The 21503-nt window shown below is 37.4% G+C and carries 23 protein-coding genes and 1 tRNA gene; 13 read left to right on the top strand and 11 right to left on the bottom strand.

The annotated features are described in order from the left end of the window. Nucleotides 1-67 precede the first annotated feature (67 nt). A complete protein-coding gene (locus ACR2MV_RS08570; RefSeq protein ID WP_434021495.1) occupies nt 68-883 on the top strand; it encodes a 2,3,4,5-tetrahydropyridine-2,6-dicarboxylate N-succinyltransferase in 816 nt (271 codons plus the stop codon). Between the two features lie 18 nt (nt 884-901). Here ACR2MV_RS08570 and ACR2MV_RS08575 read toward each other — a convergent pair whose 3' ends face one another. Further along, nucleotides 902-1711 (bottom strand): glycosyltransferase family 2 protein, encoded by an 810-nt coding sequence (locus ACR2MV_RS08575; protein WP_434021496.1) that lies wholly within the window; start codon nt 1709-1711, stop codon nt 902-904. Between the two features lie 257 nt (nt 1712-1968). Between ACR2MV_RS08575 and ACR2MV_RS08580 the strand changes: the two genes are divergently transcribed. Both ACR2MV_RS08580 and ACR2MV_RS08585 read left to right on the top strand, forming a co-directional pair. After that, on the top strand, nt 1969-2529 hold the full coding sequence (locus ACR2MV_RS08580) for an L-threonylcarbamoyladenylate synthase (protein ID WP_434021497.1): 561 nt from the start codon (nt 1969-1971) through the stop codon (nt 2527-2529). 16 nt (nt 2530-2545) lie between these two features. Beyond that, nucleotides 2546-3961, top strand: coding sequence for a CCA tRNA nucleotidyltransferase (locus ACR2MV_RS08585; RefSeq protein WP_434021517.1), 1416 nt, complete (start codon nt 2546-2548; stop codon nt 3959-3961). Here the strand turns inward: ACR2MV_RS08585 and ACR2MV_RS08590 are convergent. The 3 genes from ACR2MV_RS08590 to ACR2MV_RS08600 are packed head-to-tail and all read right to left on the bottom strand — an operon-like array spanning nt 3958 to nt 7594. Beyond that, nucleotides 3958-5097 carry an acyl-CoA dehydrogenase family protein gene (locus tag ACR2MV_RS08590; protein ID WP_434021498.1) on the bottom strand — a complete coding sequence of 380 codons (1140 nt, stop codon included), beginning with the start codon at nt 5095-5097 and terminating at the stop codon, nt 3958-3960. The genes ACR2MV_RS08585 and ACR2MV_RS08590 overlap by 4 nt on opposite strands. A 10-nt stretch (nt 5098-5107) precedes the next feature. Beyond that, a complete protein-coding gene (locus ACR2MV_RS08595; protein WP_434021499.1) occupies nt 5108-5968 on the bottom strand; it encodes a ComEA family DNA-binding protein in 861 nt (286 codons plus the stop codon). Nucleotides 5969-5977: 9 nt separating this feature from the next. After that, a complete protein-coding gene (locus ACR2MV_RS08600) occupies nt 5978-7594 on the bottom strand; it encodes an alanine/glycine:cation symporter family protein (protein ID WP_434021500.1) in 1617 nt (538 codons plus the stop codon). Nucleotides 7595-7864: 270 nt separating this feature from the next. Between ACR2MV_RS08600 and ACR2MV_RS08605 the strand changes: the two genes are divergently transcribed. After that, entirely contained in the window at nt 7865-8224 is a 360-nt protein-coding gene (locus ACR2MV_RS08605) for a CoA-binding protein (RefSeq protein ID WP_434021501.1), read from the top strand. On the opposite strand, the gene ACR2MV_RS08610 is transcribed toward ACR2MV_RS08605, so the two are convergent. From ACR2MV_RS08610 to pyrR, 5 genes are read right to left on the bottom strand one after another with little or no spacing between them, the layout of a single operon-like run. Next, complete coding sequence (locus ACR2MV_RS08610) at nt 8215-9141, bottom strand: ribonuclease Z (RefSeq protein WP_434021502.1); 927 nt, start codon at nt 9139-9141, stop codon at nt 8215-8217. The genes ACR2MV_RS08605 and ACR2MV_RS08610 overlap by 10 nt on opposite strands. After that, nucleotides 9138-9500 (bottom strand): T9SS type A sorting domain-containing protein, encoded by a 363-nt coding sequence (locus ACR2MV_RS08615; RefSeq protein ID WP_434021503.1) that lies wholly within the window; start codon nt 9498-9500, stop codon nt 9138-9140. Before ACR2MV_RS08615 ends, ACR2MV_RS08610 begins: the two co-directional genes overlap by 4 nt. 9 nt (nt 9501-9509) lie before the next feature. Beyond that, entirely contained in the window at nt 9510-9863 is a 354-nt protein-coding gene (locus tag ACR2MV_RS08620; protein WP_434021504.1) for a ribonuclease Z, read from the bottom strand. A gap of 14 nt (nt 9864-9877) precedes the next feature. Next, on the bottom strand, nt 9878-10810 hold the full coding sequence (locus ACR2MV_RS08625) for an aspartate carbamoyltransferase catalytic subunit (protein ID WP_434021505.1): 933 nt from the start codon (nt 10808-10810) through the stop codon (nt 9878-9880). Nucleotides 10811-10869: 59 nt separating this feature from the next. After that, nucleotides 10870-11415 (bottom strand): bifunctional pyr operon transcriptional regulator/uracil phosphoribosyltransferase PyrR, encoded by a 546-nt coding sequence (gene pyrR, locus ACR2MV_RS08630; protein ID WP_434021506.1) that lies wholly within the window; start codon nt 11413-11415, stop codon nt 10870-10872. 157 nt (nt 11416-11572) lie between these two features. Here pyrR and ACR2MV_RS08635 point away from each other — a divergent pair, with 157 nt between their 5' ends. From ACR2MV_RS08635 to ACR2MV_RS08645, 3 genes are all read left to right on the top strand, one after another. Then, nucleotides 11573-12970, top strand: a complete 1398-nt coding sequence (locus ACR2MV_RS08635; protein WP_434021507.1) for a tetratricopeptide repeat protein — start codon at nt 11573-11575, stop codon at nt 12968-12970. A gap of 92 nt (nt 12971-13062) precedes the next feature. Beyond that, a complete protein-coding gene (locus tag ACR2MV_RS08640) occupies nt 13063-13989 on the top strand; it encodes a DUF368 domain-containing protein (protein WP_434021508.1) in 927 nt (308 codons plus the stop codon). Continuing rightward, nucleotides 13990-15009 carry a DUF368 domain-containing protein gene (locus ACR2MV_RS08645; RefSeq protein ID WP_434021509.1) on the top strand — a complete coding sequence of 340 codons (1020 nt, stop codon included), beginning with the start codon at nt 13990-13992 and terminating at the stop codon, nt 15007-15009. A gap of 12 nt (nt 15010-15021) precedes the next feature. Here the strand turns inward: ACR2MV_RS08645 and ACR2MV_RS08650 are convergent, their stop codons facing one another. Then, nucleotides 15022-16464: an SLC13 family permease gene (locus ACR2MV_RS08650; RefSeq protein WP_434021510.1), complete on the bottom strand. Its 1443-nt coding sequence runs from the start codon at nt 16462-16464 to the stop codon at nt 15022-15024. A 142-nt stretch (nt 16465-16606) separates the two neighbouring features. Next, nucleotides 16607-17554, bottom strand: coding sequence for a thioredoxin-disulfide reductase (gene trxB, locus ACR2MV_RS08655; RefSeq protein ID WP_434021511.1), 948 nt, complete (start codon nt 17552-17554; stop codon nt 16607-16609). A 185-nt stretch (nt 17555-17739) separates the two neighbouring features. Between trxB and ACR2MV_RS08660 the strand changes: the two genes are divergently transcribed. The 6 genes from ACR2MV_RS08660 to ACR2MV_RS08685 all read left to right on the top strand — a co-directional run. Continuing rightward, the gene (locus ACR2MV_RS08660) at nt 17740-18057 is read left to right on the top strand and encodes a thioredoxin family protein (RefSeq protein ID WP_434021512.1); all 318 of its coding nucleotides are present in this window, start codon (nt 17740-17742) and stop codon (nt 18055-18057) included. Nucleotides 18058-18121: 64 nt separating this feature from the next. Then, a tRNA-Pro gene (locus ACR2MV_RS08665) sits at nt 18122-18196 on the top strand. Between the two features lie 467 nt (nt 18197-18663). Continuing rightward, nucleotides 18664-19062, top strand: a complete 399-nt coding sequence (locus ACR2MV_RS08670) for a CBS domain-containing protein (protein WP_434021513.1) — start codon at nt 18664-18666, stop codon at nt 19060-19062. A 369-nt stretch (nt 19063-19431) separates the two neighbouring features. After that, nucleotides 19432-19656: a 4Fe-4S dicluster domain-containing protein gene (locus ACR2MV_RS08675; protein ID WP_434021514.1), complete on the top strand. Its 225-nt coding sequence runs from the start codon at nt 19432-19434 to the stop codon at nt 19654-19656. A 26-nt stretch (nt 19657-19682) separates the two neighbouring features. After that, nucleotides 19683-20774: a 3-methyl-2-oxobutanoate dehydrogenase subunit VorB gene (locus ACR2MV_RS08680; RefSeq protein WP_434021515.1), complete on the top strand. Its 1092-nt coding sequence runs from the start codon at nt 19683-19685 to the stop codon at nt 20772-20774. 43 nt (nt 20775-20817) lie between these two features. Continuing rightward, nucleotides 20818-21503: thiamine pyrophosphate-dependent enzyme (locus tag ACR2MV_RS08685; protein WP_434021516.1), on the top strand; the 686-nt coding region annotated here is incomplete at its 3' end.

A 21503-nucleotide genomic window follows, 5' to 3' on the forward strand; every position in this document is an offset into this window, starting at 1 on the left:
TAAAAGAATGCAAAAAAAAAGGATTTTTTGATTCGTGCTTTTTATATTTGCGTCTTAATTTAACCATATGAATGAATTACGACAAATAATAGAGAATGCTTGGGACAATAGAGAAAAACTCAGTGAAACAGGTGTTCAGGACGCTATAAGAAACGTTATTGACCTGCTTGATTCAGGAAGTTTGAGAGTTGCGGAGCCTTTGGAAAATGGATGGCAGGTTAATGAATGGGTGAAAAAAGCCGTCGTTTTGTATTTTCCAATTCAGAAAATGGAAACGTTAGAAGTTGGAATTTTTGAGTACCACGATAAAATTCCATTAAAAAGAGGCTATGAAGAAAAAGGGATAAGAGTTGTGCCACATGCGGTAGCAAGACACGGTTCTTATATTTCCAAAGGAACTATCTTGATGCCGAGTTATGTAAATATTGGGGCCTATGTTGATGAAGGAACGATGGTTGATACTTGGGCTACTGTGGGAAGTTGCGCCCAGATCGGAAAAAATGTTCACCTCAGTGGAGGTGTAGGTATTGGAGGTGTATTAGAACCTTTACAGGCCGCTCCGGTGATTATTGAAGATGGAGTTTTTGTCGGGTCGCGATGTATTGTGGTTGAAGGTGTTCATGTAGAGAAAGAAGCGGTACTGGGAGCGAATGTTGTTCTTACCATGAGTACAAAAATAATAGATGTAACCGGTGACGAACCGATTGAGATGAAAGGAAAAGTTCCAGCGAGATCAGTAGTTATTCCCGGAAGTTACACCAAGACCTTTAAGGCAGGAGATTATCAGGTGCCTTGTGCATTAATTATTGGAAAAAGAAAAGAGTCAACCAATAAGAAGACTTCTTTGAACGATGCTTTGCGTGAATACAATGTGGCGGTTTAGTCGAAGGGCCCTACCATGTTATTTTACGATTCCAAAGGGTGTATAACTTAACTTGTTCTTTTTTACATTGGAACGTATGTCAAGATTTTTCTGGATCGATTCAGGAGTTTTATAGCCTCGTTTATGATCCAGATGAAGACATATGGCACTATATCTGAACTGTTTGCCTTTTATGCCCAGGTTCATCAGTCGTTCGCCTAATTCTCTGTCTTGACCCCCATACTGCATTCTCTCATCTAGTCCATTGACTTTTAGGATGTCTTTTTTCCATCCTGATGCATTGTGCCCGTTCCAGGTAGAATTTGTAGTTGTTATTTTGTTAAGAAAAGTAGCTTTGGCTTTTCTCGCTGTTAATTTGTTATTCTTGAATGATTTTTTTAGACCTCGTTCTTTTAACCAGGTTTTTTGAAAACATGCACCCGATAAAATATTTTCTTTGCTGATTGCCTTCGAAATAGTCATGGGGAGTTTAAAATAACCTCCTGAAATAAAAAAGCCTGCTTCTTTATTTTCATGGTGTACCTGAAGAAAATCTTTCCTGGGGATACAATCTCCATCACTCATCACAATATAATCTGTTTTGCAGGCGACAATGGCTTTGTTCAGTATTCTTGATTTTTGAAATCCATCATCCTCCTGCCAGATATGTTGGATCGGATAGAATACTTTCTTCGCCATAGAATCAATTAATAACTTCGTCTCAGGGCCAGATCCATCATCAGCAATTACCATTTCAAAATCCTTGAAGAGCTGATTTTCATATCCCCAAAGAACCTTTTCCAACCATTCAATGGAATTGTAAGTACTAATAATAACAGATATCTCCATAAATTTTAAAATTCAGAATCATGGCGAAAATTTTTCCCTATTTTTGTCGTAAATGTAATGATTTTGAGTTTTAAAAAAAGAATTATATACGGGTTAATTAAGAAGAACAAGAGCCTTTCGATGGAGTTTTATGCCAAGATATATTACGAATATTATCATGGGGAAGAACTAAATTTGAATGAGTCCAAAAAGTATGTGGAAAAACTTCAATTTTCGCCAAACTTGGCTGAAGGAGTAAAAGAAATAATAAGTTTGGAATGAAAAGTGAAATTACAAAGGCCTTAAAGGTTATCAGAAATAAAGGGATCCTAATCTACCCAACAGATACAATTTGGGGATTAGGTTGTGATGCGACCAATGAAGACGCAGTTGATAAAGTTTATAAAATAAAAAAACGACCCGATAGTAAAAGCCTGATCATTCTTGTAGATGGAATGGAAATGCTTAAAACCTATGTTTCTGATATTCCTGTAGACCTTGTTGATTTTTTAAAGAATGCTACAAGGCCAACAACCGTTATTTATAAACATCCGAAAGGATTGGCGTCTAATGTAGTTGCCGCAGACGATACGGTAGCGATAAGAATTGTTCAAAATGATTTTTGCATCGCCCTGATGCAAGAGTTTGGTAAGCCCATTGTTTCTACTTCAGCTAATTTTAGTGGAAGTCCTTCTCCCGCTGCTTTTGATGAAATTGACCCATTACTTTTGAAGAAAGCGGATTATATAGTAAATTTGCCGGCAGTTGAATCAAAAAAAATTGCTTCTCAAATCATTAAACTAAATGAGCTCGGTGAAATTGAGTTTCTCAGAAAGTAACATGCTGAATCCAAATATGAATTTAAAAAAGGCTGTAACACTTCCAGTTTTTGATTATATCTCCGAAGCTGCCAATTCTTTAGACCTGCAAACTTTTGTGATTGGAGGGTACGTTCGAGATTTTTTATTAGAAAGAGAAAAAGCAAAGGATATTGATATTGTAGCTGTTGGCAGCGGTATTGATTTGGCGAATAAGATGGCTGATTTGCTGCCATATAAGCCGAAAGTACAAATTTTCAAAACGTATGGGACAGCCATGCTCAAATTTAAAGACCTTGAAATTGAGTTCGTTGGAGCGCGTAAAGAATCCTATGTCGAGCACAGTAGAAATCCACTGGTTGATAGCGGCACATTACAAGATGATCAAAACAGAAGAGATTTTACGATTAATGCCATGGCAATAAGTTTGAACCAATCCGATTTTGGTGCATTACTTGACCCTTTTAATGGTATTGATGATCTTCAAAACAAAATTATTAGAACACCGCTTGATCCGGATATTACTTTTAGCGATGATCCTTTAAGAATGATGCGTGCCATTCGGTTTTCCAGTCAATTGAACTTTCAGATAGAGTCATCATCTTTGGAATCGATTGGCAGAAACTCAAAGAGAATTCAGATTATTAGTAAGGAGAGGGTTGTGGATGAACTCAATAAGATTTTAATGAGTGATAAACCTTCCATAGGGTTGAGACTATTGCATGAAACTGGTTTGATGGCGTTTATTTTACCTGAATTGTCCAAGTTACAGGGAGTAGAACAGATCAAAGGACAGAAGCATAAGGATAATTTTTACCACACTTTGCAGGTAGTGGATAATATTGCCGGGAAAACCGATAATCTGTGGTTGAGATGGTCAGCCTTGCTGCATGATATAGGAAAAGCCCCGACAAAGAAATTTGATAAAAAAGTTGGCTGGACCTTTCATGGGCATGAATTCGTAGGATCTAAAATGGTGAAGAAGATATTTAAACGTCTGAAGATGCCATTGAACGATAAAATGAAGTATGTACAAAAAATTGTGATGATGAGTTCAAGACCAGTGATATTAGCTGAGAATGTGACAGATTCTGCTGTACGTAGATTGATCTTCGATGCAGGCGAGGATCTCGATGATCTGATGACTCATTGTGAAGCAGACATTACCACCAAGAACAAAACCAAGGAAAAACAGTATTTGAATAATTTCAAACTGGTTCGTCAAAAAGTAAAAGAGGTTGAAGAAAGAGACCATGTTCGTAATTTTCAACCACCCATATCAGGCGAATTAATCATGGATACTTTCGACTTAAAGCCTTGCCGTGAAATCGGAATTATAAAAGACGCCATAAAAGAGGCCATTTTAGAAGGAGAAATTTCAAATGACTACGAGGAGGCCTATAATTTTATGTTGAAAAAAGCAGCAGATATAGGTTTGAAAAACAAATCTTAATTCAAGATATTTCTTGAAATCACTAATTTTTGAATCTCTGTGGTTCCTTCACCAATGGTGCATAATTTTGCGTCACGGTAAAACTTCTCTACAGGAAAATCTTTGGTATAGCCATAACCTCCATGAATCTGAAGGGCTTCATTGGCAACTTTAACAGATACTTCAGAAGCATACATTTTGGCCATTGCTCCAATCTTGGTCATTTTAATTCCCTTAATTTTGTCATGGGCCGCTTTGTGTAATAATAACTCCGAAGCCTCAATTTCAGTAGCCATGTCAGCTAATTTGAAACCAATCGCCTGAAATTTACTTATTGATCTTCCGAATTGTTCTCTTTCTTGGGCATATTTTAAAGCAGCTTCATAGGAACCTTTGGCAATTCCCAATGAGAGGGCACCAATAGAGATTCTTCCACCGTCCAGAATTTTCATAGATTGAATAAACCCGTCTCCAACTTTACCTAGAATATTGTCTTTATGAACACGGCAATTGTCAAAAATCAATTCAGCGGTTTCGGAAGCTCTCATTCCCATTTTGTTTTCTTTCTTTCCAGAAGAGAATCCGGGAGTACCTTTTTCAATCACAAAAGCAGTCATGCCTTTGGAATCACCTTTTTCTCCGGTCCTGACAATCACGACAGCGATATGACCGCTAATTCCATGGGTAATAAAATTCTTCGCCCCGTTGATCACATAATGATCACCGTCCAAAACAGCCGTAGTGCTCATGCCTCCGGCATCACTTCCAGTATTGTGTTCTGTAAGTCCCCAAGCACCAATCCATTCTCCATGAGCGAGTTTTGGCAACCATTTTTCTTTCTGTGCCTCATTTCCAAATTCAAGAATATGGTTTGTGCATAAAGAATTATGCGCCGCTAATGATAATCCTATGGAGGAATCTACTTTCGAAATCTCTTCAATAACGGTAATATATTCATGGTAATCCATACCACTACCACCATAAGCTTCAGGCACTAAAACACCCATAAAACCCATCTCTCCCAACTTGTGGAATAAATCTTCCGGGAAAGTTTGATTCTCATCCCAGTCCATCATAAAAGGTTTGATGCTTTTCTTGGCAAATTCTCTTATAGAATGGGCTATTGTATTTCTTGTTTCTGAAATTTCGAAGTTCATAGTAAGCTTTTTATTCCGCCGACAAATATAACGCTATTCTATGAAAATTGTCCAATGGAAAAGAGTCTATTTTTTTCAATTCTTCAAGGTTTTTAAAGAATGTATATTCATCTCTGTAGTTGACAATCTTTTTAGTCAGTTCATAGTCTATATAAGGCATCGCCAGCAATTGCTTAAAAGTGGCCGTATTGACATCAATTTTGTCTATTTTATGGAGCCGGATCACTTTGTAATATTGAAGAATATTGTTGGCCACCGCTTTATCTAAATGATATACCTCGTATAATTGTTCATTCACCGAATAACCCTTGATAAGTCTGCGGTATGATAAGATACGCCTTGCCAATTTGCTGTCAACTCCCGGGATAAGTAAAAGATCCTGATAGCTAACCTCATTCAAATCTTTTACCGAGATTGCAGTGCTTTTTTTTCGATTGGAGGCCTCACCAACAAAGGTTTTATAGGTCCTGACAGGGAATTTAAATAAAGGGGACATAACTTGTAACAGGCTGTCGCTTATTCCGGTTATTTTTTGAAACTCAGTGGCAGAATTGATAAACCTTCCTTTATTTCTAAAGGCAGCAAATTTATCAATTTCAGCAACACTCATTCCCATACGATAAGCTCTGTAATCCGTGAGATAATTAGGGTTGAAGAAGTAGGGCTTTGAGCTGGCAGATGCCAGTTTACTTTTTTTTAGTGAATCAATCTTTGCCTCCAAAGAGGCAAATTCTTCACTTTCAAGATATTCTTCGTTGGTGTTATTTGAGAAGTAAAGAAATAGCTGAAGAATAAAGAGAAACAGGAGTAAAAATAAAATCCCATTTCTTTGGCGTTTCTTATACCAGAAATGGGATTTCAATATGTTCATTAAGAATTTTTATTTTGTTTTTATCGTTTTTATGGCTTCAACATACCTGTTGATTTCCTGCTTGACCTTTGGAAACAACAATACAAGACCAATCATATTAGGAAATACAAGTGCAAGTATCATAGCATCAGAAAATTTGATTACTGCATCGAGTGTCGCAGATGCTCCAATGACAACAAATACAAGAAAAAGCATTTTATAGGAGATATCAGCTGCTTTACCTCTTCCAAATAAAAATTTCCAGGATTGTAGGCCATAGTAAGACCAGGAAATCATGGTTGAAAAGGCAAATAAAATGATCGCAATGGTCAAGATATAGCTAAACCCTGGCAGCACAGAATCAAAGGCCATTGATGTTAAATCTACACCACCAATGTATTCTCCAGTGGCATTAATCAGTACGGCACTATTCTGAGAATTTCCATAATCAAAAGCACCTACATCCATATTAAAAAAGATAATCACCAAGGCTGTCATCGTACAAATAACCACGGTATCAATAAATGGTTCTAATAGTGCTACAACACCCTCACTTGCCGGGTATTTTGTTTTTACAGCAGAATGCGCAATCGCTGCCGAACCTGCACCTGCTTCGTTTGAAAAGGCAGCTCTTTGAAATCCAACGATAATCACACCAAGAACTCCACCAAGGCCTGCCATAGGTGTAAATGCTCCTTCAATAATAAGCGAAAAAGCAGCGCCAATATGTTGAAAATTCGAAAAGATGATTATCAAAGCTGCAATCACGTATATAACAGCCATGAATGGCACTATTTTTTCAGTGATTTTAGCGATTCTTTTGATTCCACCAATGATCACAATCCCCACAAGAACTGCCATTATTATTCCGATGATAAAACCAGATGCGCTGCCACCAAGACCGAACATACTCACGATCTGCACCGCCGCCTGATTTGATTGAAAGGCATTTCCACCTCCAAAAGAAGCACCTACACAAAGGACGGCAAAGATCACGGCTAATATTTTACCTAAAACAGCCATATTCTGACTTTCCAGCCCTCTTTTAAGGTAGTACATCGGACCGCCATAAACTGTTCCGTCTTCTCCAACATCACGATACTTTACACCAAGGGTGCATTCCACCATTTTTGTTGACATCCCGATTAAACCACAAATAATCATCCAGAAAGTAGCTCCGGGTCCACCCACGGCAATGGCTACTGCTACACCAGCTATGTTTCCTAAACCTACAGTTCCAGAAACTGCTGTTGCGAGTGCCTGAAAATGACTTACTTCACCTTCCTGGCTTTCGTCTTTTATGGTGCCTACCAAATCGCCATCTATAATGTTCAAATCAGCTTTCTCTACACTATGATGATCGATCTCGTCGTATTTACCTCTCACTGTATTGATGGCAAGTTTGAATTTTGAGATCCCAGGAAACCCGAAATATACGGTAAACATGGTCGCTCCAAAAACTAATAACATAAGTACAATTGGGATGTCATATCCAGCAATCGGGACCGAGGTGAGTACCGTGTTTTCCCACCACGTGGCAATAGGCATAAACTCCTTATTTATCACTTCATCAACTCCTTCTTTTTCCTGAGCAAATCCTAGCAAGGGACTTAGGATCATCGTACATACTACTAGTTTCTTCAACATAATTTGTATTGTGTATTTTTGGTTGGGAACGCAATATCCAAAAAATAATAGCTTGTGGCAAAAAAAATGCACGAAAATGTGAGTTTTCCTTATTGATTTGATGGTGATGCCCTTCTAGGTTTCCTATAAGATCAGGTGATTAAAAATTTCTTTCTTTATCCTCTTGAAAAAAGGCTGTCAATTACTTATTCAAGATCCTAGAAGTTTTTAACTACATTTGACTATTCCTCGAAAATGTGGGAATAACATCATTGAAAAAAATTATAAGAGATGAAAAAAGTGTTGGTTTTGGGCGCTTCCTTTAACGAAAAGAGGTATTCCAATATGGCCATGAAAAAATTGCTCAAATATGGTCATAAAGTGATGGGTATTGGCGCTATTGCAGGGAGTCTGGACGAGGCAAAGGTTTTTACGGAACCAAAGACCCTGACGGGTATTCATACAGTTTCGGTTTATTTGAATTCAGTAAATCAGCGTTCATTTTATGACTATATTATTGATCTGAATCCTGAGAGAGTCATATTTAACCCTGGCTCTGAAAACATAGAATTTGAAGAATTATTAAGGGAAAAGAATATTTTTTTTGAAAAGGCATGCACCCTGGTGATGCTTAGTTTAAATCAGTTCTGATTAGAAACTTTGATTTCTTTCCCGGCCTGGGCTAAAATCACTGGACGAAATAGTTGCTCAGCCTCCTCTTTGAAAAGCTCCAGAGAATCATACCTACTTGAATAATGGCCCAGGATTAATTTTTTGACGGATGCTTTAAGCGCAATAGTGGCTGCTTGATATGCCGTACTGTGTTTGGTTTTTGTTGCAAGTTCTTCGTGTTTGTCAAGAAATGTAGATTCATGGTATAAAAGATCTACATCTTTTACAAGCGGTATAATTGATTCCGTAAACGCCGTATCACTGCAATAGGCATATGAAATGGGAGCAGGGGGGTCATGTGTTAAAAGCTTATTGTCAATCAGACTTCCATCTTCATTTTTAAAATCTTTTCCGTCTTTTAGATTCTGATAATCACAGATATCGATTTCAGGGTGCAATTTTACGGCAGACATATTGAGTTTTCTGGATTTGACTTTTTCCTTGAAAAGGAAGCCATTTGTATAGACGCGATGTTTGAGAGGAATGGTATGTACTTCTATTTTGGCATTGTCAAGTATCAGTTCCGATTCTTTAGAATCTAACTCATTAAAATACAAGGGATAGTCAACCCATGATTTTGATAATTTAAGCTGTAGAAGAATTATTTCCTTGATTCCTTTCGGTCCATAGATATGCAATTCAGTTTTTCTGTTTAAAAGGCTGAACGTTGAAATTAAGCCGATTAACCCAAAAAAATGATCTCCATGAAGATGTGAGATAAAGACGTATTTAATCTTCGAAAACGTAACCTTATATTTTCGTAATTGTCTTTGAGTTCCTTCTCCGCAGTCTATTAAAAAACGTTCATTGTTCATCTCCACATATTGAGATGAGGTATGCGCCAAAGTTCTTGGCGTGGCTGAATGACAGCCTAATATGGTCAGTTTAAAACTCATTTAATCACAATCCTCTTGGAAATCACTTTTGTCTTGGTCTTTAATGAATAAATATAAATACCTGACTCTAGTTCATCACGAAAGAAGGGGATCGAATTATGTCCTTTTTCTGCTTTGCGCTTTTCAGCATAGACTGTATTTCCAAGCAAATCTTTAACGATAAAATCGATGTCAAAAGCTTCGTCTGCTTCAAATCTGATTCTGGTAGATACACTAAAGGGGTTCGGAGAAGCCACAACTTCGTGGATTCCTATCAGTGCGCCTTCAAGAATTTCAAGATCTTTAGCATCATCTTCTTGTGCAAGAAGTGCTGTAGAAAAGGTTAATAAAAAAATAATAGAGAGTAGTTTTTTTACCATATAGTGTATTTAAAATCCTAAATCGCGTTCAATATCTTCAATTTCTATGATGTCTTCTGCTTCTTTAAAAGTCGGAACCGCTACAATTTCATCGGGTATCTTATCAAACTCTATTCCTTCACAAACAATGACAAAAGACTTGTTGTTATTTCTATGCTTTTCACTTAATTGCGAAAATAGCAAGATTTTATTTAAATCAATGTTAATTAATTCGGAAAAATCCAAAATCAGATTTACGTTCTTAAAGTTAGTATTATTTTTTAAAAACGCGTCAAAAAATAATTTAAAACCTTCTTCTCCTGAACTGAGCTCATTCCCGGAAGGTTTAAGGCTGTAAAATGAATCTGTTTTGTGAATATCCATGTTTAGGTAGTTTTTTAATCCCTCTTTATTTGTTGAGCGAGCAGGTAAATAACAGCCATTCTAACAGCAACGCCATTTTCAACTTGATTCAAGATAATTGATTGTTTAGAGTCAGCAACGTCACTGGTCAATTCAACCCCTCGGTTGATTGGTCCTGGATGCATGATCACAATATCTTTATCAATGCTATCCAGTAATTCCTTATTGATTCCAAACAATTGAGTGTATTCCCTGATGGAAGGGAAGTATTTTACATCCATTCGTTCGTGCTGTACCCGAAGAACATTCGCTACATCGCACCATTCAAGAGCTCTTTTTAGATTGTTTTCATACCCGACCCCTAGTTTAGTAATGTGTTTAGGAATCAGAGTTGTAGGGCCACATAATTTCACTTCAGCTCCTTGCAATAACAGGGCATATATGTTGGACAGGGCAACTCTTGAGTGAAGAATGTCTCCTACAATGACTACTTTTTTGCCTTTGACAGCACCTAGTTTTTCTCGGATTGAATATGAATCAAGTAAAGCTTGGGTAGGGTGCTCATGGGCTCCATCACCAGCATTGACAATTTTTGCATCTATATGTTTGGCAAGAAAATCGCCAGCTCCTTCATTGGGATGCCTCATCACAATAATGTCAACTTTCATTGAAAGTATATTGTTCGCTGTATCAATTAATGATTCACCTTTTTTTACAGACGATTGGGCCGCTGAAAAATTAATAATATCTGCAGAAAGTCTTTTTTCAGCCAGTTCGAAAGAAAGTTTGGTTCTGGTGCTGTTTTCAAAAAATAAATTAGCAATCGTTATATCTCTAAGGGAAGGAACTTTCTTGATCGGTCTGTTAATAACCTCTTTAAAATGATCTGCAGTATTGAAAATCAATTCGATGTCTTCAAGATTCAGATGTTTAATCCCAAGCAAATGAGATACGCTTAGTTTAGCCATTTTTTATTCCAGTTGAATTTAATAATCCAGTTAATTATGCTTTTGTTTACTCCTTTTTCTTATACATCTGGGCTAACAATACATACTTTGTCCCTCGGTTCATTTTCTTTCCATTCTACCTTCACCTGTTCATCCTTAATAACATCAACTTGTCGGCCCTTGTAATCGGGTTGAATCGGGAGATGTCTGCTAAATCTTCGATCGATTAATACCAGCAATTCAATGTTTTTGGGTCGACCAAAAGCCTGGATTGCAGTAAGCGCAGCTCTGATGCTCCTTCCTGAAAACAAAACATCATCAATAAAAACAACATTTTTATTGTCCACTATAAAATTGATATCCGTAGAACTGGCAGCTAAAGGATCTTCTCGTCTTCTAAAATCGTCTCTATAAAAGGTGATATCAAGCTTTCCAAGCTTTATATCTTTTACCTGATATTCTTCTTTTAAAACTTGAACAAGGCGATTCGCCAGATGTACCCCTCTCGGTTGTATTCCGATTAAAATGGTATTACTGAAGTCCTGATGATTCTCGATGAGCTGACAAGCCAAACGATTAAGAATGATGAATATTTCCTTTTCGTTAAGTAAGGTCTTTTTGGCCATAGTAGCATGAAAGGCTTTAAATATGAAACAAAGTTACAGTTTTTTTTGTGATGGGAAATAAAATTCAGATGTTAATTAAATTGTTAAGAAAAATAAAAGACATGTCTTTGACGGGCTCCATTAGATGTTACTTTAGTAACTATAAAAAAGCCAATATATGCAGCATTTTTCAAATAATAATGATAACCAGCCTTTATCAAAATTTGAATTGATGTTAAAAACGAATAGCGTATATTTTTTTGATTCCAACGAATTTGAGGAGATTATTTTATTTTATGTAGACAGTGGGAAATTTTCATTGGCTAAAAAGGCATTGCATTTAGGTCTTTCTCAACACCCTTCTTCAGTGGCGCTAAAGTTGATTCATGTTGAATTACTGATTTTAGATGAAAAGCTCGACAAAGCCGAGAAGATATTGGATCAGCTGAAGGAGATAGAGCCTTCGAATGAAGACGTGTATATTCAAAAAGCAACTATTTTTTCAAAAAAAGGAAAACACCAAGATGCGGTGGATAATCTGAAAACGGCTTTGTTATATGCAGATGAAGATGCTGAAATTTTATCAATGATCGGTATGGAGTATTTATTCCTTGAAGATTTTGATACGGCACGTTTTAATTTTGCGAAAAGTCTGGATGTGGAATATGAAAACTATTCATCCCTGTACAATGTGATCTATTGTTTCGATATGATGAAGAAGCATACAGAAGCCATCGACTATTTGCAGGCTTATATTGAAAAAGAACCCTACAGTGAAATAGCCTGGCATCAATTAGGAAGACAGTATTATATCGTTTATGATTATCAAAAGGCCCTTCAGGCATTTGAGTATTCTATCTTAATAGACGATCAGTTTATTGGTGCACATTTGGAGAAAGCAAAAACACTGGAAGAATTAGGTCATTATGAAGAGGCCATTGTTTTTTATCATAAAACAATGGAATTGGATACACCGACATCCTTTGCATACCTTAGGATTGGAAAGTGTTATGAAAAATTAAAATCAACCAAAGACGCCATTGATTTTTATAATAAAACGGTGAATGAGGATCCTTTGCTTGATAAAGGATGGTTGGCATTGGCCGATATTTATATCAGTAATAAGAACTATCACAAGGCATTGTATTTTATAAATAAGGCCTTAGGAATAGATGAAGAAAACAATTTGTACTGGCATAAATTTGCTGAAATCAATTTAAAACTGAACCTTTTTGAAGAAGCGGCAAGGGCCTATTACAAGTGTATCGGATTACAGGATGATCGGATTGAGGTCTACTTGGCATTGTCGGATGTTTTGCACTTTTTAGGAGAATTCCATGAAGCCATCCGGGTTTTATTGGATGCAAGAGAATCGTATCATGATATGGCAGAAATTACCTATCGTTTAGGGGGACTTCATTTCCTTGTTCAAAAAGAAAAAGAAGGCTTGTTCTTTCTGGAAAAAGCCTTAAAAACAGACTTTGACTATTTGACAGTAGCGGAGGAACTATACCCTATTGTTATTGATAGAACAGAAGTTAAGAGCCTGATCAATAAGTTTAAAAAGGAAGACTGATTCAGGTTCAAAATCTTATTTGAATTGCCCAATTAATATCAATTTTCAATTAGCAAATTTAGTTATCTTTGGCTTTCAATTTTTAGCTTGATATGTTGGGAAAAAGAAATCTTAAAGATTATTTCGTTATTGCTCTTAAGGGAGTGGCTATGGGCGCGGCAGATGTGGTACCGGGTGTTTCCGGTGGGACCATTGCTTTTATATCAGGTATTTATGAGGAACTGATTGATTCCATCAGCAAGGTGAATATTTCTACGATTAAATTATGGAAAGAAGAAGGCTTTGCATCCATGTGGAAATCGGTCAATGGAAATTTCCTCCTATCACTGCTTATTGGAATCGGGTTAAGTATTATAACTTTAGCAAAATTGATAAAGCACTTGCTTGAAACCCAGCCTGTGCTAATCTGGTCTTTCTTTTTTGGATTAGTTTTGGCGAGCATTATTTATGTGGCCAAACAGATCGCGAGATGGAATATTGGAACGATCATTTTATTGATTAGTGGTGCCTTGGTCGCTTATTTTATTACAACACTAACACCGCAGGTTACAAATGCCTCCTATCCTTATATCTTTCTTTCAGGAGCCTTGGCCATCTGCGCCATGATTCTTCCGGGGATATCAGGTAGTTTTATTTTACTTTTATTAGGCATGTATAAGCCTGTGTTGGATGCCATTCACGACAGGAATATTGGATTGCTGGTCACCTTAATGGCAGGGGCCATCGTCGGGTTACTTTCGTTTTCCCGCTTATTAAAATGGCTTTTTGATCATTATGAAAACATGACCCTGGCTGTATTAACAGGATTCATTATAGGTTCGTTAAACAAGATTTGGCCATGGAAAGAAGTTCTCAGAACCGAAGAGATCAATGGGAAAATTAAGATTCTGGAAGAGGTAAGCGTGCTGCCACAATCATATCCGGGTGAAGCTCAATTAGGGTTTGCCATCTTATTGGCAGCCGTAGGTTTTGGTTTTATCATGCTTCTCGAGAAATTAGCCTTACAAAAGAATCAATAAATGCCGGAAAATACGAGATCCTTCTTCGATAAATTGTTACTCTTTGTAAAAGGGGTAGGGATGGGTGCTGCCAATAAGGTACCTGGAGTATCTGGAGGACTGGTTGCCTTTGTGACTGGCTTTTATGAAGAACTCATTTACTCTTTACAAAAGATCAATAGAAAAGCATTTAAGCTTTTGTTGAATGGTCGGTTTAAAAGTTTTTATCAATATGTAAACGGCCGTTTTTTGCTCCTTATTTTTGCAGGAAGCACCTTTAGTTATTTTTCTGTTTCCCGGGTACTGGACTTTCTGATTCAGAATTATGAATTATACGTTTGGGCCACCTTTTTTGGAATGATACTAGGTTCTATTTATTATGTAGCCAAGGATTTTAATGATTTTTCAAAAACAAATTTGATTACCATGGCCATTGGTGTTGCCATTGGAGTTTCAATCAGTTTTATGAGCCCGGCCAAAGAAAACGATAATTTATGGTTTGTGTTTTTTTGCGGAATTGTGGGTGTCTCCGGTATGACCTTGCCAGGTTTGTCGGGTTCTTTTATTTTGATCCTGATGGGTAATTATGTACTGCTTCTGGTAGATGCTGTCAACGAACTGTACAAGACGCTGGCAGATATTTTCACGGGGAATTTTGACTTTGTCAAGGATACTGTTCGCATGCGCTATATGAAAATCGTTGCCAGTTTCGGATTGGGTTCTATTTTTGGTCTGGTAATAACTTCGCATATTTTAGGCTTTCTATTGAAAAGATACCATCAAATAATAACTGCCTTGATCATTGGATTTATCGGTGGATCACTGGGAATTGTCTGGCCCTGGAAATTTACCATATTTAAAAAAGAAAATGGCGTTATTCAATACGACAGCCTGGGAAATGAGATTGTTGAGAATTATGAACGTTACCTGCCATCCATGTCGGATCCAACAACATGGTATGCCTTTTTCTATATACTATTGGGTATAGCCATCTTACTGGTACTCGATAGAATGGGGCGCGATAAAATAAAAACTGCTTAAACCTTCATTATATCAGGTATAAATAGCATTCATAATCAAGACCATGACAATGATTACGATAGGACCTATGAGGCCTGCAAACAATCCACCTGCCCGAAAATCTTTCTGATCCAGTTTGCCTGTACTAAAAGCAATGGCATTTGGAGGTGTCGAAATAGGTAAAAACAACGCAGCAGAGGCACTTAAACCAATCACTAACGGTAGAATCACCTGATTAGATGATACAAGGATAATTGCGATGGGTATCAATATCGTGGTGGTCGCCGTGTTGCTCATAAAATTCGAAAGAATAATCGTCAGCAGCGAAAAAATAGCCATTAAGGCATATAGATTCAAGTCATAATTACTGATGAGATTTACATAGTGTTCAGCCAGTCCCGTTTCCTGTATTGCCAACCCTAAGGATAAACCTCCGGCAACAAGCATTAAAGTATCCCAAGGCAACCGTCTAACGTCATTTCCTGAAACAATGCCTAGCAGTGTTAATAACATGATGGGCAATAGTGAAACCGCAGAGGCAGGAATGCCGTGAATATTGCCGGTTAACCACAAGACCAAGGTTAAAAGAAGAACTCCTAAGACTATTTTTCTCTTTATTCTAAAAATTTTAGAATTGTCATTGGTCTCTAAATTGTCTAAAAAACTTAGATCGATTGTGGCGACTTTCGGTACGAATTTACTGATTAGAAATACCCAAAAAAGTAACACGAGGATCACCGCAACAGGAAAACCAATCATCATCCATTCAAGAAAACCAAATTGTACTCCATGGTTGCTCATGGCATCTACGGCAATGGCATTAGGAGGGGAACCAATAATCGTTCCCATACCTCCTAAAGAGGCAGCCGCAGGAATTCCTATAAGTAAGGCTTTTGAAAAAGGGGCATTCCTGTCTAAGGTATTGATAAAAGGAATTACCGCCGCAATCATCATGGCTGTGGTGGCAGTATTCGACATGATCATCGAAAATACGGCAGTCACTAACATAATTCCCAAGAGCACATTTCTCGGTTTTGAACCGAACTTGGAAATTGTCATTTTAAATAAGGTCTTATCCAATCCTACTTTTTGCATGGCTTCAGCCATTACAAAACCTCCCAACATCAACCATATAACACTATTTGACCAGGTCTGTACATATTTTGTCACATATATCGAGGCATTTTCAGGGTCAATTTCCGCATAATAACCACCGAGAGCGAAAACGAGAAAACCGAATATCAGGAGTCCGACCGCAAAGGGCGGAACGGCCTCGGTTACCCAAAGACCAATCGAAAAAAACAAAAGGAATAATACATAAATTTGTGCCTGGTCCAGATCCGGACTATTGATCCAATAGGTCAATACAAAAGCTAAAATGGCACTCAGTAAAAAATTAATGATCTTTTGTTGTATGTCAACAACGTGTTGAATTTTTTTTAAATACCGCATGGACGCGGTCCTAGAATCAGCCATTTGATAGTTACTTAGTTAATAGAATACAAAGTTACGCTATCTAAAATTTTTAGTCAATATTAGATGAATTATTTACGAAACCGTTGTATTAAATAAAAAAAGCCCGGATTTACCGGGCTTTTTTTATTTTGAAGGCGAGGACTTATTCCAAAGCGCCTAAATATCTCTCAGAATCAAGTGCTGCCATACAACCTGTTCCTGCAGCTGTAATAGCCTGTCTGTATTCTTTATCCTGTACATCTCCTGCAGCAAAAATACCTGGAAGATTGGTTTTGGAAGACTTTCCTTCCGTAATCAGGTAACCCACATCATCCATATCCAACACACCCTTAAAAATATCCGTATTGGGTTTATGACCGATGGCAACAAATACACCTGTAATATCCAATTGCGTTTTTTCGTTGGTAATATTGTTAAATACCTTCACTCCTTCAACAACCTGTTCGCCTAAGACTTCCTCTAATTCAGTATTGTACATGACCTCAATATTCTCAGTCTTGTTGACCCGATGTTGCATCGCCTTAGAAGCTCTCATATAGTCTTTTCTTACCAATACGGTAACTTTCTTACAAATATTCGCTAAATAGGTTGCTTCCTCAGCTGCCGTATCTCCGGCACCAATTACAACGACATCCTGACCTTTATAGAAAAAACCATCACAGGTTGCGCAAGCAGAAACACCACCTCCAATAAGACGTTGTTCACTTTCAATTCCTAAGTATTTCGCGGTTGCACCGGTCGAAATGATTACGGTTTCGGCTTCAACAAGTTTTGAATCATCAATGGTCACTTTATGAATGCCACCAACTTCCTCGTTAAAATCTACTTTAGTCGCCATTCCAAACCTAACATCCGTTCCAAAACGTTCTGCCTGGTTTTTAAAATCATCCATCATGGCAGTTCCATCAGTTCCTTTCGGGTATCCAGGGTAATTATCAACCTCTGTTGTGGTAGTCAATTGTCCTCCCATTTGCATACCTGTATATACCACAGGTTTTAAATCAGCTCTGGCAGCATATATTGCGGCAGCATACCCTGCAGGTCCGGATCCTATTATCAAACATTTAATTCTTTCTATAGTCCCATCCATTATTATCTTTTTTAAAAAATTCAGTTTACAAAAATATACAAATCTCTACTTTTAAAACACGTTTCAATATCTTTTTTTTCGATACCTGTATAACAGTTTTTAATCGTTAAATTTGGTCCATATGATGGACGAAAAATACCATCGATGCTTACAGAAATCGAGAAAGCTATCAAAAGGCGATGTTTATGGAAATTAATTATGAAAAAATAATAGAAGAAAACAGGGGAGTACTGCTGTATTTTGCTACGAACAGTTGTTCAGTTGGTGAAGCCTTGGAGCCAAAAGTAAGAACCTTGATGAGCGCTAAATTTCCCAAGATCGTTTTTCATTTTGTTGATATGAATCTCTTACCTGAGTTTTCAGCATCTAAAGAAGTGTTTGTAGAACCAACAGTATTGGTATTTATAGATGGTAAGGAATATTTAAGGAAAAGCAGGCACATCGGCGTAGGCGAGCTCGATGCTGCCATTGAACGATTATATGCACTGGCTTTTGAAGAATAATACTATTTTGCTTGAATATCTAATATTAAGTATTATCTTTGCAGCCTTAAAATTGGTAATCGATCGGGGTGTAGCGTAGCCCGGTTATCGCGCCACGTTTGGGACGTGGAGGCCGCAGGTTCGAATCCTGCCACCCCGACTAAAAAAGCTTTGCAAAATTTGCAGAGCTTTTTTTTGTTGGAACAAACTGAAAGCTTGCTTTCATGTTGCAGTTCCAACAAAAAAAAGATAAAAGTGAAACTTTTAAGCTTTTTTAGTCAAGGGACACCCATTAGGATCACCGACCGCAGGGAGGTAATCCGATTTAAGATTGGAGATTTAAGATTGGAGATTGGAGATTGAAGATTGTTGATTTGAGATATAAGATTTGTTACTATTTAAATTACGAATTGAAAATCAAAGCTTTTTTAGTCAAGGAACCCTCACGAGGATCACTTACCATAAAAGCCAATCCAATTTTCAAAAATTCTGACAATCATGGCATGATTTTTATCATTCGAAATATGCACAGTTATTCATATTTTTATACGTAGGCAAATGAGTAGGACTGCCAGCTATTGATGATTTAAACCATCATAGCGCTAATAATTTTATAAAACGGTACTTATGAGGATACAAGTTAAAGATTTTATGTCGGCTCCGGTCACAACTGCGATGGAAGATCATAATGTTCTGGAAATTAGACTGCTGATGAAGGAAGAAGGGATTCATGCTATTCCGATTATTTCATATTCCAATGATTCTCTGAAGGTTGAAATGACTATCCAAGGTATTATCACTACTACAGATATAAATAAAGAAGTGAGTGAAGATGCAACGGTGGCAGATATAATGACTTCTTCACATATTCACCTTGTTCATCCTGATTCCAGCGCTAAATCGGCAGCCAAAATGATGCTAAAGCACCATGTGCATCATATTATTGTGATGGAAGAAGGTAAAATAATAGGTATGGTTAGTTCTTTGGATTTCACGAGGTTAGTTGCTGAGCATTCACTGGGATAAATTAATTTATCAGCCTGTAATGCCTAAGATGTTTTGTTTTTAAAGTGTCATATTAAGTATCTAATCGATATTACAACTAGTTTGGTGATCCTTTCTTAAATCTTCCTTTGAAAGAACATACTTCCCAAAAATATCTGGTCTTACGCTCAAACTTCGTTGAATGATGGCGTTTGTTCATAAATTATAGGGTTAGGTTTTAATGAAAAAATACATACAAAGTAACCTATCATCAATAGATGCATATATCCTCTAATTTCAGGGTTCAACATTTATGCTCTTATGATAATAATCATATTTAAATCAATAAACTAAGCATAAATTTATGAATTGTTTAATTGATGCGTCAAAGTCGTGTAAAAAATTAGGAATATGGCAAAAGTTAAAGGAGCGATAGTCGTTGACACAGAAGTCTGTAAAGGTTGTGAAGTCTGTATACCAGTTTGCGAAGAAAAAGTAATAAGCATGTCTACACAGGTGAATCGTAAAGGCTACCATTATGCTTATATGAGTAATCCAGAAGCTTGCACCGGTTGTACCAATTGTGCCATAGTTTGCCCGGATCGGGCCATAGCGGTATATCGCATTAAAGTTTAAAGTTATTTAATCAAAATTAGTATTGTATGTCTGAATTAAGATTAATGAAGGGTAATGAAGCTTTAGCCGAAGCCTCAATAAGAGCAGGTGCAGATGCCTATTTTGGATATCCTATAACGCCACAATCAGAGGTCATTGAATATTTGATGACGGAACGACCTGAGCAACGAACAGGTATGGTAGTTTTGCAGGCTGAAAGTGAGGTTGCTGCCATTAATATGGTGTATGGTGCGGCCAGTACTGGAAAACGCGCTATGACCTCATCTTCGAGCCCTGGGATTTCATTAAAACTTGAAGGAATATCGTATTTGGCGGGAGCAGAACTACCGGCAGTAATCGTCAATGTAATGCGTGGAGGTCCGGGTCTTGGGACCATTCAACCATCACAAGCCGATTATTACCAGGCAGTGAAAGGCGGTGGTCATGGTGATTATCAATTGTATGTTTTAGCACCAGCCTCAGTTCAGGAAATGGCAGATTTTGTTGAAGATGCATTCGAAATAGCCTTTAAATACCGTGCTCCAGTTTTAATTCTTTCTGATGGCCTGATAGGTCAAATGATGGAGAAAGTGATACTAAAAGACCAAAAAGAGCGGATGCCTGATGAAGAAATTATTGAAAAATATGGAGACTGGGCGACAACAGGTAAAAAAGGAAGAGAAAGAAATATAGTGACATCACTCGATTTGCAACCTGAAAAAATGGAAGCAAGAGTTCATAAATTGGTAAAGAAATATGAACAGATGGAAAAGGAGGATTTACGCTATGAAAAAATTCATTGTGATGATGCCGAATATATTATTGTCGCTTATGGCTCAAGTGCCAGAATCTCTCAAAAGGCAGTTGAATTAGGTCGCAAAAAAGGAATAAAAGTTGGTTTGTTAAGACCAATAACCTTGTTCCCTTTTCCAAAACAACCACTTTTCGAATTTGTCAATCAGGTAAAAGGAATTTTAAGTGTTGAATTGAGTACCGGACAAATGATGGAAGATGTAAAATTAGCAGTAGAATGTAAAATTCCTGTGGAACATTTTGGAAGAACCGGAGGAATCATTCATACCCCTGAAGAAATATTGGAAGCCTTGGAACAAAAAATCATAAAAGATGGAAGTAACTGATATCATTAAACCCGAGAATCAAGTGTTTAGTAAAACGTGTTTAATGACTGACGCTAACTTGTCTTACTGTCCAGGTTGTGGTCATGGAACAGCACATAATTTGGCAATGGAAGTCATTGATGAATTGGGTATTGTTGAAGACACTATTGGAGTTGCTCCCGTAGGGTGTTCGGTACTGGCGTATGATTTTATGAACATTGATATAACGCAAGCTGCTCATGGACGAGCGCCGGCTGTGGCGACAGCTATTTCAAGAACCTGGCCCACTAAATATGTATTCACCTATCAGGGTGATGGTGATTTAGCCGCCATAGGTACTGCAGAAACAATTCATGCCTGCAATAGAGGCGAAAATATCGTAATTATATTTGTTAATAATGGGATCTATGGTATGACAGGAGGGCAAATGGCGCCCACAACCTTAGACGGTATGCGTACTTCGACCTCTCCCTATGGCAGAGAAATTGAAACCATGGGGTCACCTCTCAAAATAACAGAGTTAATAGCGAACTTACCAGGAACCTATTTCGTATCGCGACAAGCTGTGCATACGCATAAGCATGTCAGGAAAGCAAAAAAAGCCATTAAAACAGCATTTAAAAACACGCGGTTTAAGAAGGGGCTGTCTTTTGTCGAAATCGTATCTAACTGTAATTCGGGATGGAAAATGAATCCAAATGAATCAAATATTTGGATGGAAGAAAATATGTTTCCATACTTTCCTTTGGG

The sequence above is a fragment of the Lutimonas sp. genome (genome assembly GCF_051011215.1).
In the GTDB taxonomy this organism is placed as follows: domain Bacteria; phylum Bacteroidota; class Bacteroidia; order Flavobacteriales; family Flavobacteriaceae; genus Lutimonas.

What these genes read in the sequence shown, in the direction of transcription:
- ACR2MV_RS08680 (WP_434021515.1), top strand. Translation starts at nt 19,683, where the DNA reads ATGTCTGAATTAAGATTAATGAAGGGTAATGAAGCTTTAGCCGAAGCC.
- ACR2MV_RS08660 (WP_434021512.1), top strand. Translation starts at nt 17,740, where the DNA reads ATGGAAATTAATTATGAAAAAATAATAGAAGAAAACAGGGGAGTACTG.
- ACR2MV_RS08670 (WP_434021513.1), top strand. Translation starts at nt 18,664, where the DNA reads ATGAGGATACAAGTTAAAGATTTTATGTCGGCTCCGGTCACAACTGCG.
- ACR2MV_RS08590 (WP_434021498.1), bottom strand. Translation starts at nt 5,097, where the DNA reads ATGAACTTCGAAATTTCAGAAACAAGAAATACAATAGCCCATTCTATA.
- ACR2MV_RS08645 (WP_434021509.1), top strand. Translation starts at nt 13,990, where the DNA reads ATGCCGGAAAATACGAGATCCTTCTTCGATAAATTGTTACTCTTTGTA.
- ACR2MV_RS08615 (WP_434021503.1), bottom strand. Translation starts at nt 9,500, where the DNA reads ATGGTAAAAAAACTACTCTCTATTATTTTTTTATTAACCTTTTCTACA.
- ACR2MV_RS08620 (WP_434021504.1), bottom strand. Translation starts at nt 9,863, where the DNA reads ATGGATATTCACAAAACAGATTCATTTTACAGCCTTAAACCTTCCGGG.
- ACR2MV_RS08595 (WP_434021499.1), bottom strand. Translation starts at nt 5,968, where the DNA reads ATGAACATATTGAAATCCCATTTCTGGTATAAGAAACGCCAAAGAAAT.
- ACR2MV_RS08675 (WP_434021514.1), top strand. Translation starts at nt 19,432, where the DNA reads ATGGCAAAAGTTAAAGGAGCGATAGTCGTTGACACAGAAGTCTGTAAA.
- ACR2MV_RS08625 (WP_434021505.1), bottom strand. Translation starts at nt 10,810, where the DNA reads ATGGCTAAACTAAGCGTATCTCATTTGCTTGGGATTAAACATCTGAAT.
- ACR2MV_RS08575 (WP_434021496.1), bottom strand. Translation starts at nt 1,711, where the DNA reads ATGGAGATATCTGTTATTATTAGTACTTACAATTCCATTGAATGGTTG.
- ACR2MV_RS08585 (WP_434021517.1), top strand. Translation starts at nt 2,546, where the DNA reads ATGAATTTAAAAAAGGCTGTAACACTTCCAGTTTTTGATTATATCTCC.
- ACR2MV_RS08640 (WP_434021508.1), top strand. Translation starts at nt 13,063, where the DNA reads ATGTTGGGAAAAAGAAATCTTAAAGATTATTTCGTTATTGCTCTTAAG.
- ACR2MV_RS08600 (WP_434021500.1), bottom strand. Translation starts at nt 7,594, where the DNA reads ATGTTGAAGAAACTAGTAGTATGTACGATGATCCTAAGTCCCTTGCTA.
- ACR2MV_RS08570 (WP_434021495.1), top strand. Translation starts at nt 68, where the DNA reads ATGAATGAATTACGACAAATAATAGAGAATGCTTGGGACAATAGAGAA.
- ACR2MV_RS08650 (WP_434021510.1), bottom strand. Translation starts at nt 16,464, where the DNA reads ATGGCTGATTCTAGGACCGCGTCCATGCGGTATTTAAAAAAAATTCAA.
- ACR2MV_RS08605 (WP_434021501.1), top strand. Translation starts at nt 7,865, where the DNA reads ATGAAAAAAGTGTTGGTTTTGGGCGCTTCCTTTAACGAAAAGAGGTAT.
- pyrR (WP_434021506.1), bottom strand. Translation starts at nt 11,415, where the DNA reads ATGGCCAAAAAGACCTTACTTAACGAAAAGGAAATATTCATCATTCTT.
- ACR2MV_RS08580 (WP_434021497.1), top strand. Translation starts at nt 1,969, where the DNA reads ATGAAAAGTGAAATTACAAAGGCCTTAAAGGTTATCAGAAATAAAGGG.
- trxB (WP_434021511.1), bottom strand. Translation starts at nt 17,554, where the DNA reads ATGGATGGGACTATAGAAAGAATTAAATGTTTGATAATAGGATCCGGA.
- ACR2MV_RS08635 (WP_434021507.1), top strand. Translation starts at nt 11,573, where the DNA reads ATGCAGCATTTTTCAAATAATAATGATAACCAGCCTTTATCAAAATTT.
- ACR2MV_RS08610 (WP_434021502.1), bottom strand. Translation starts at nt 9,141, where the DNA reads ATGAGTTTTAAACTGACCATATTAGGCTGTCATTCAGCCACGCCAAGA.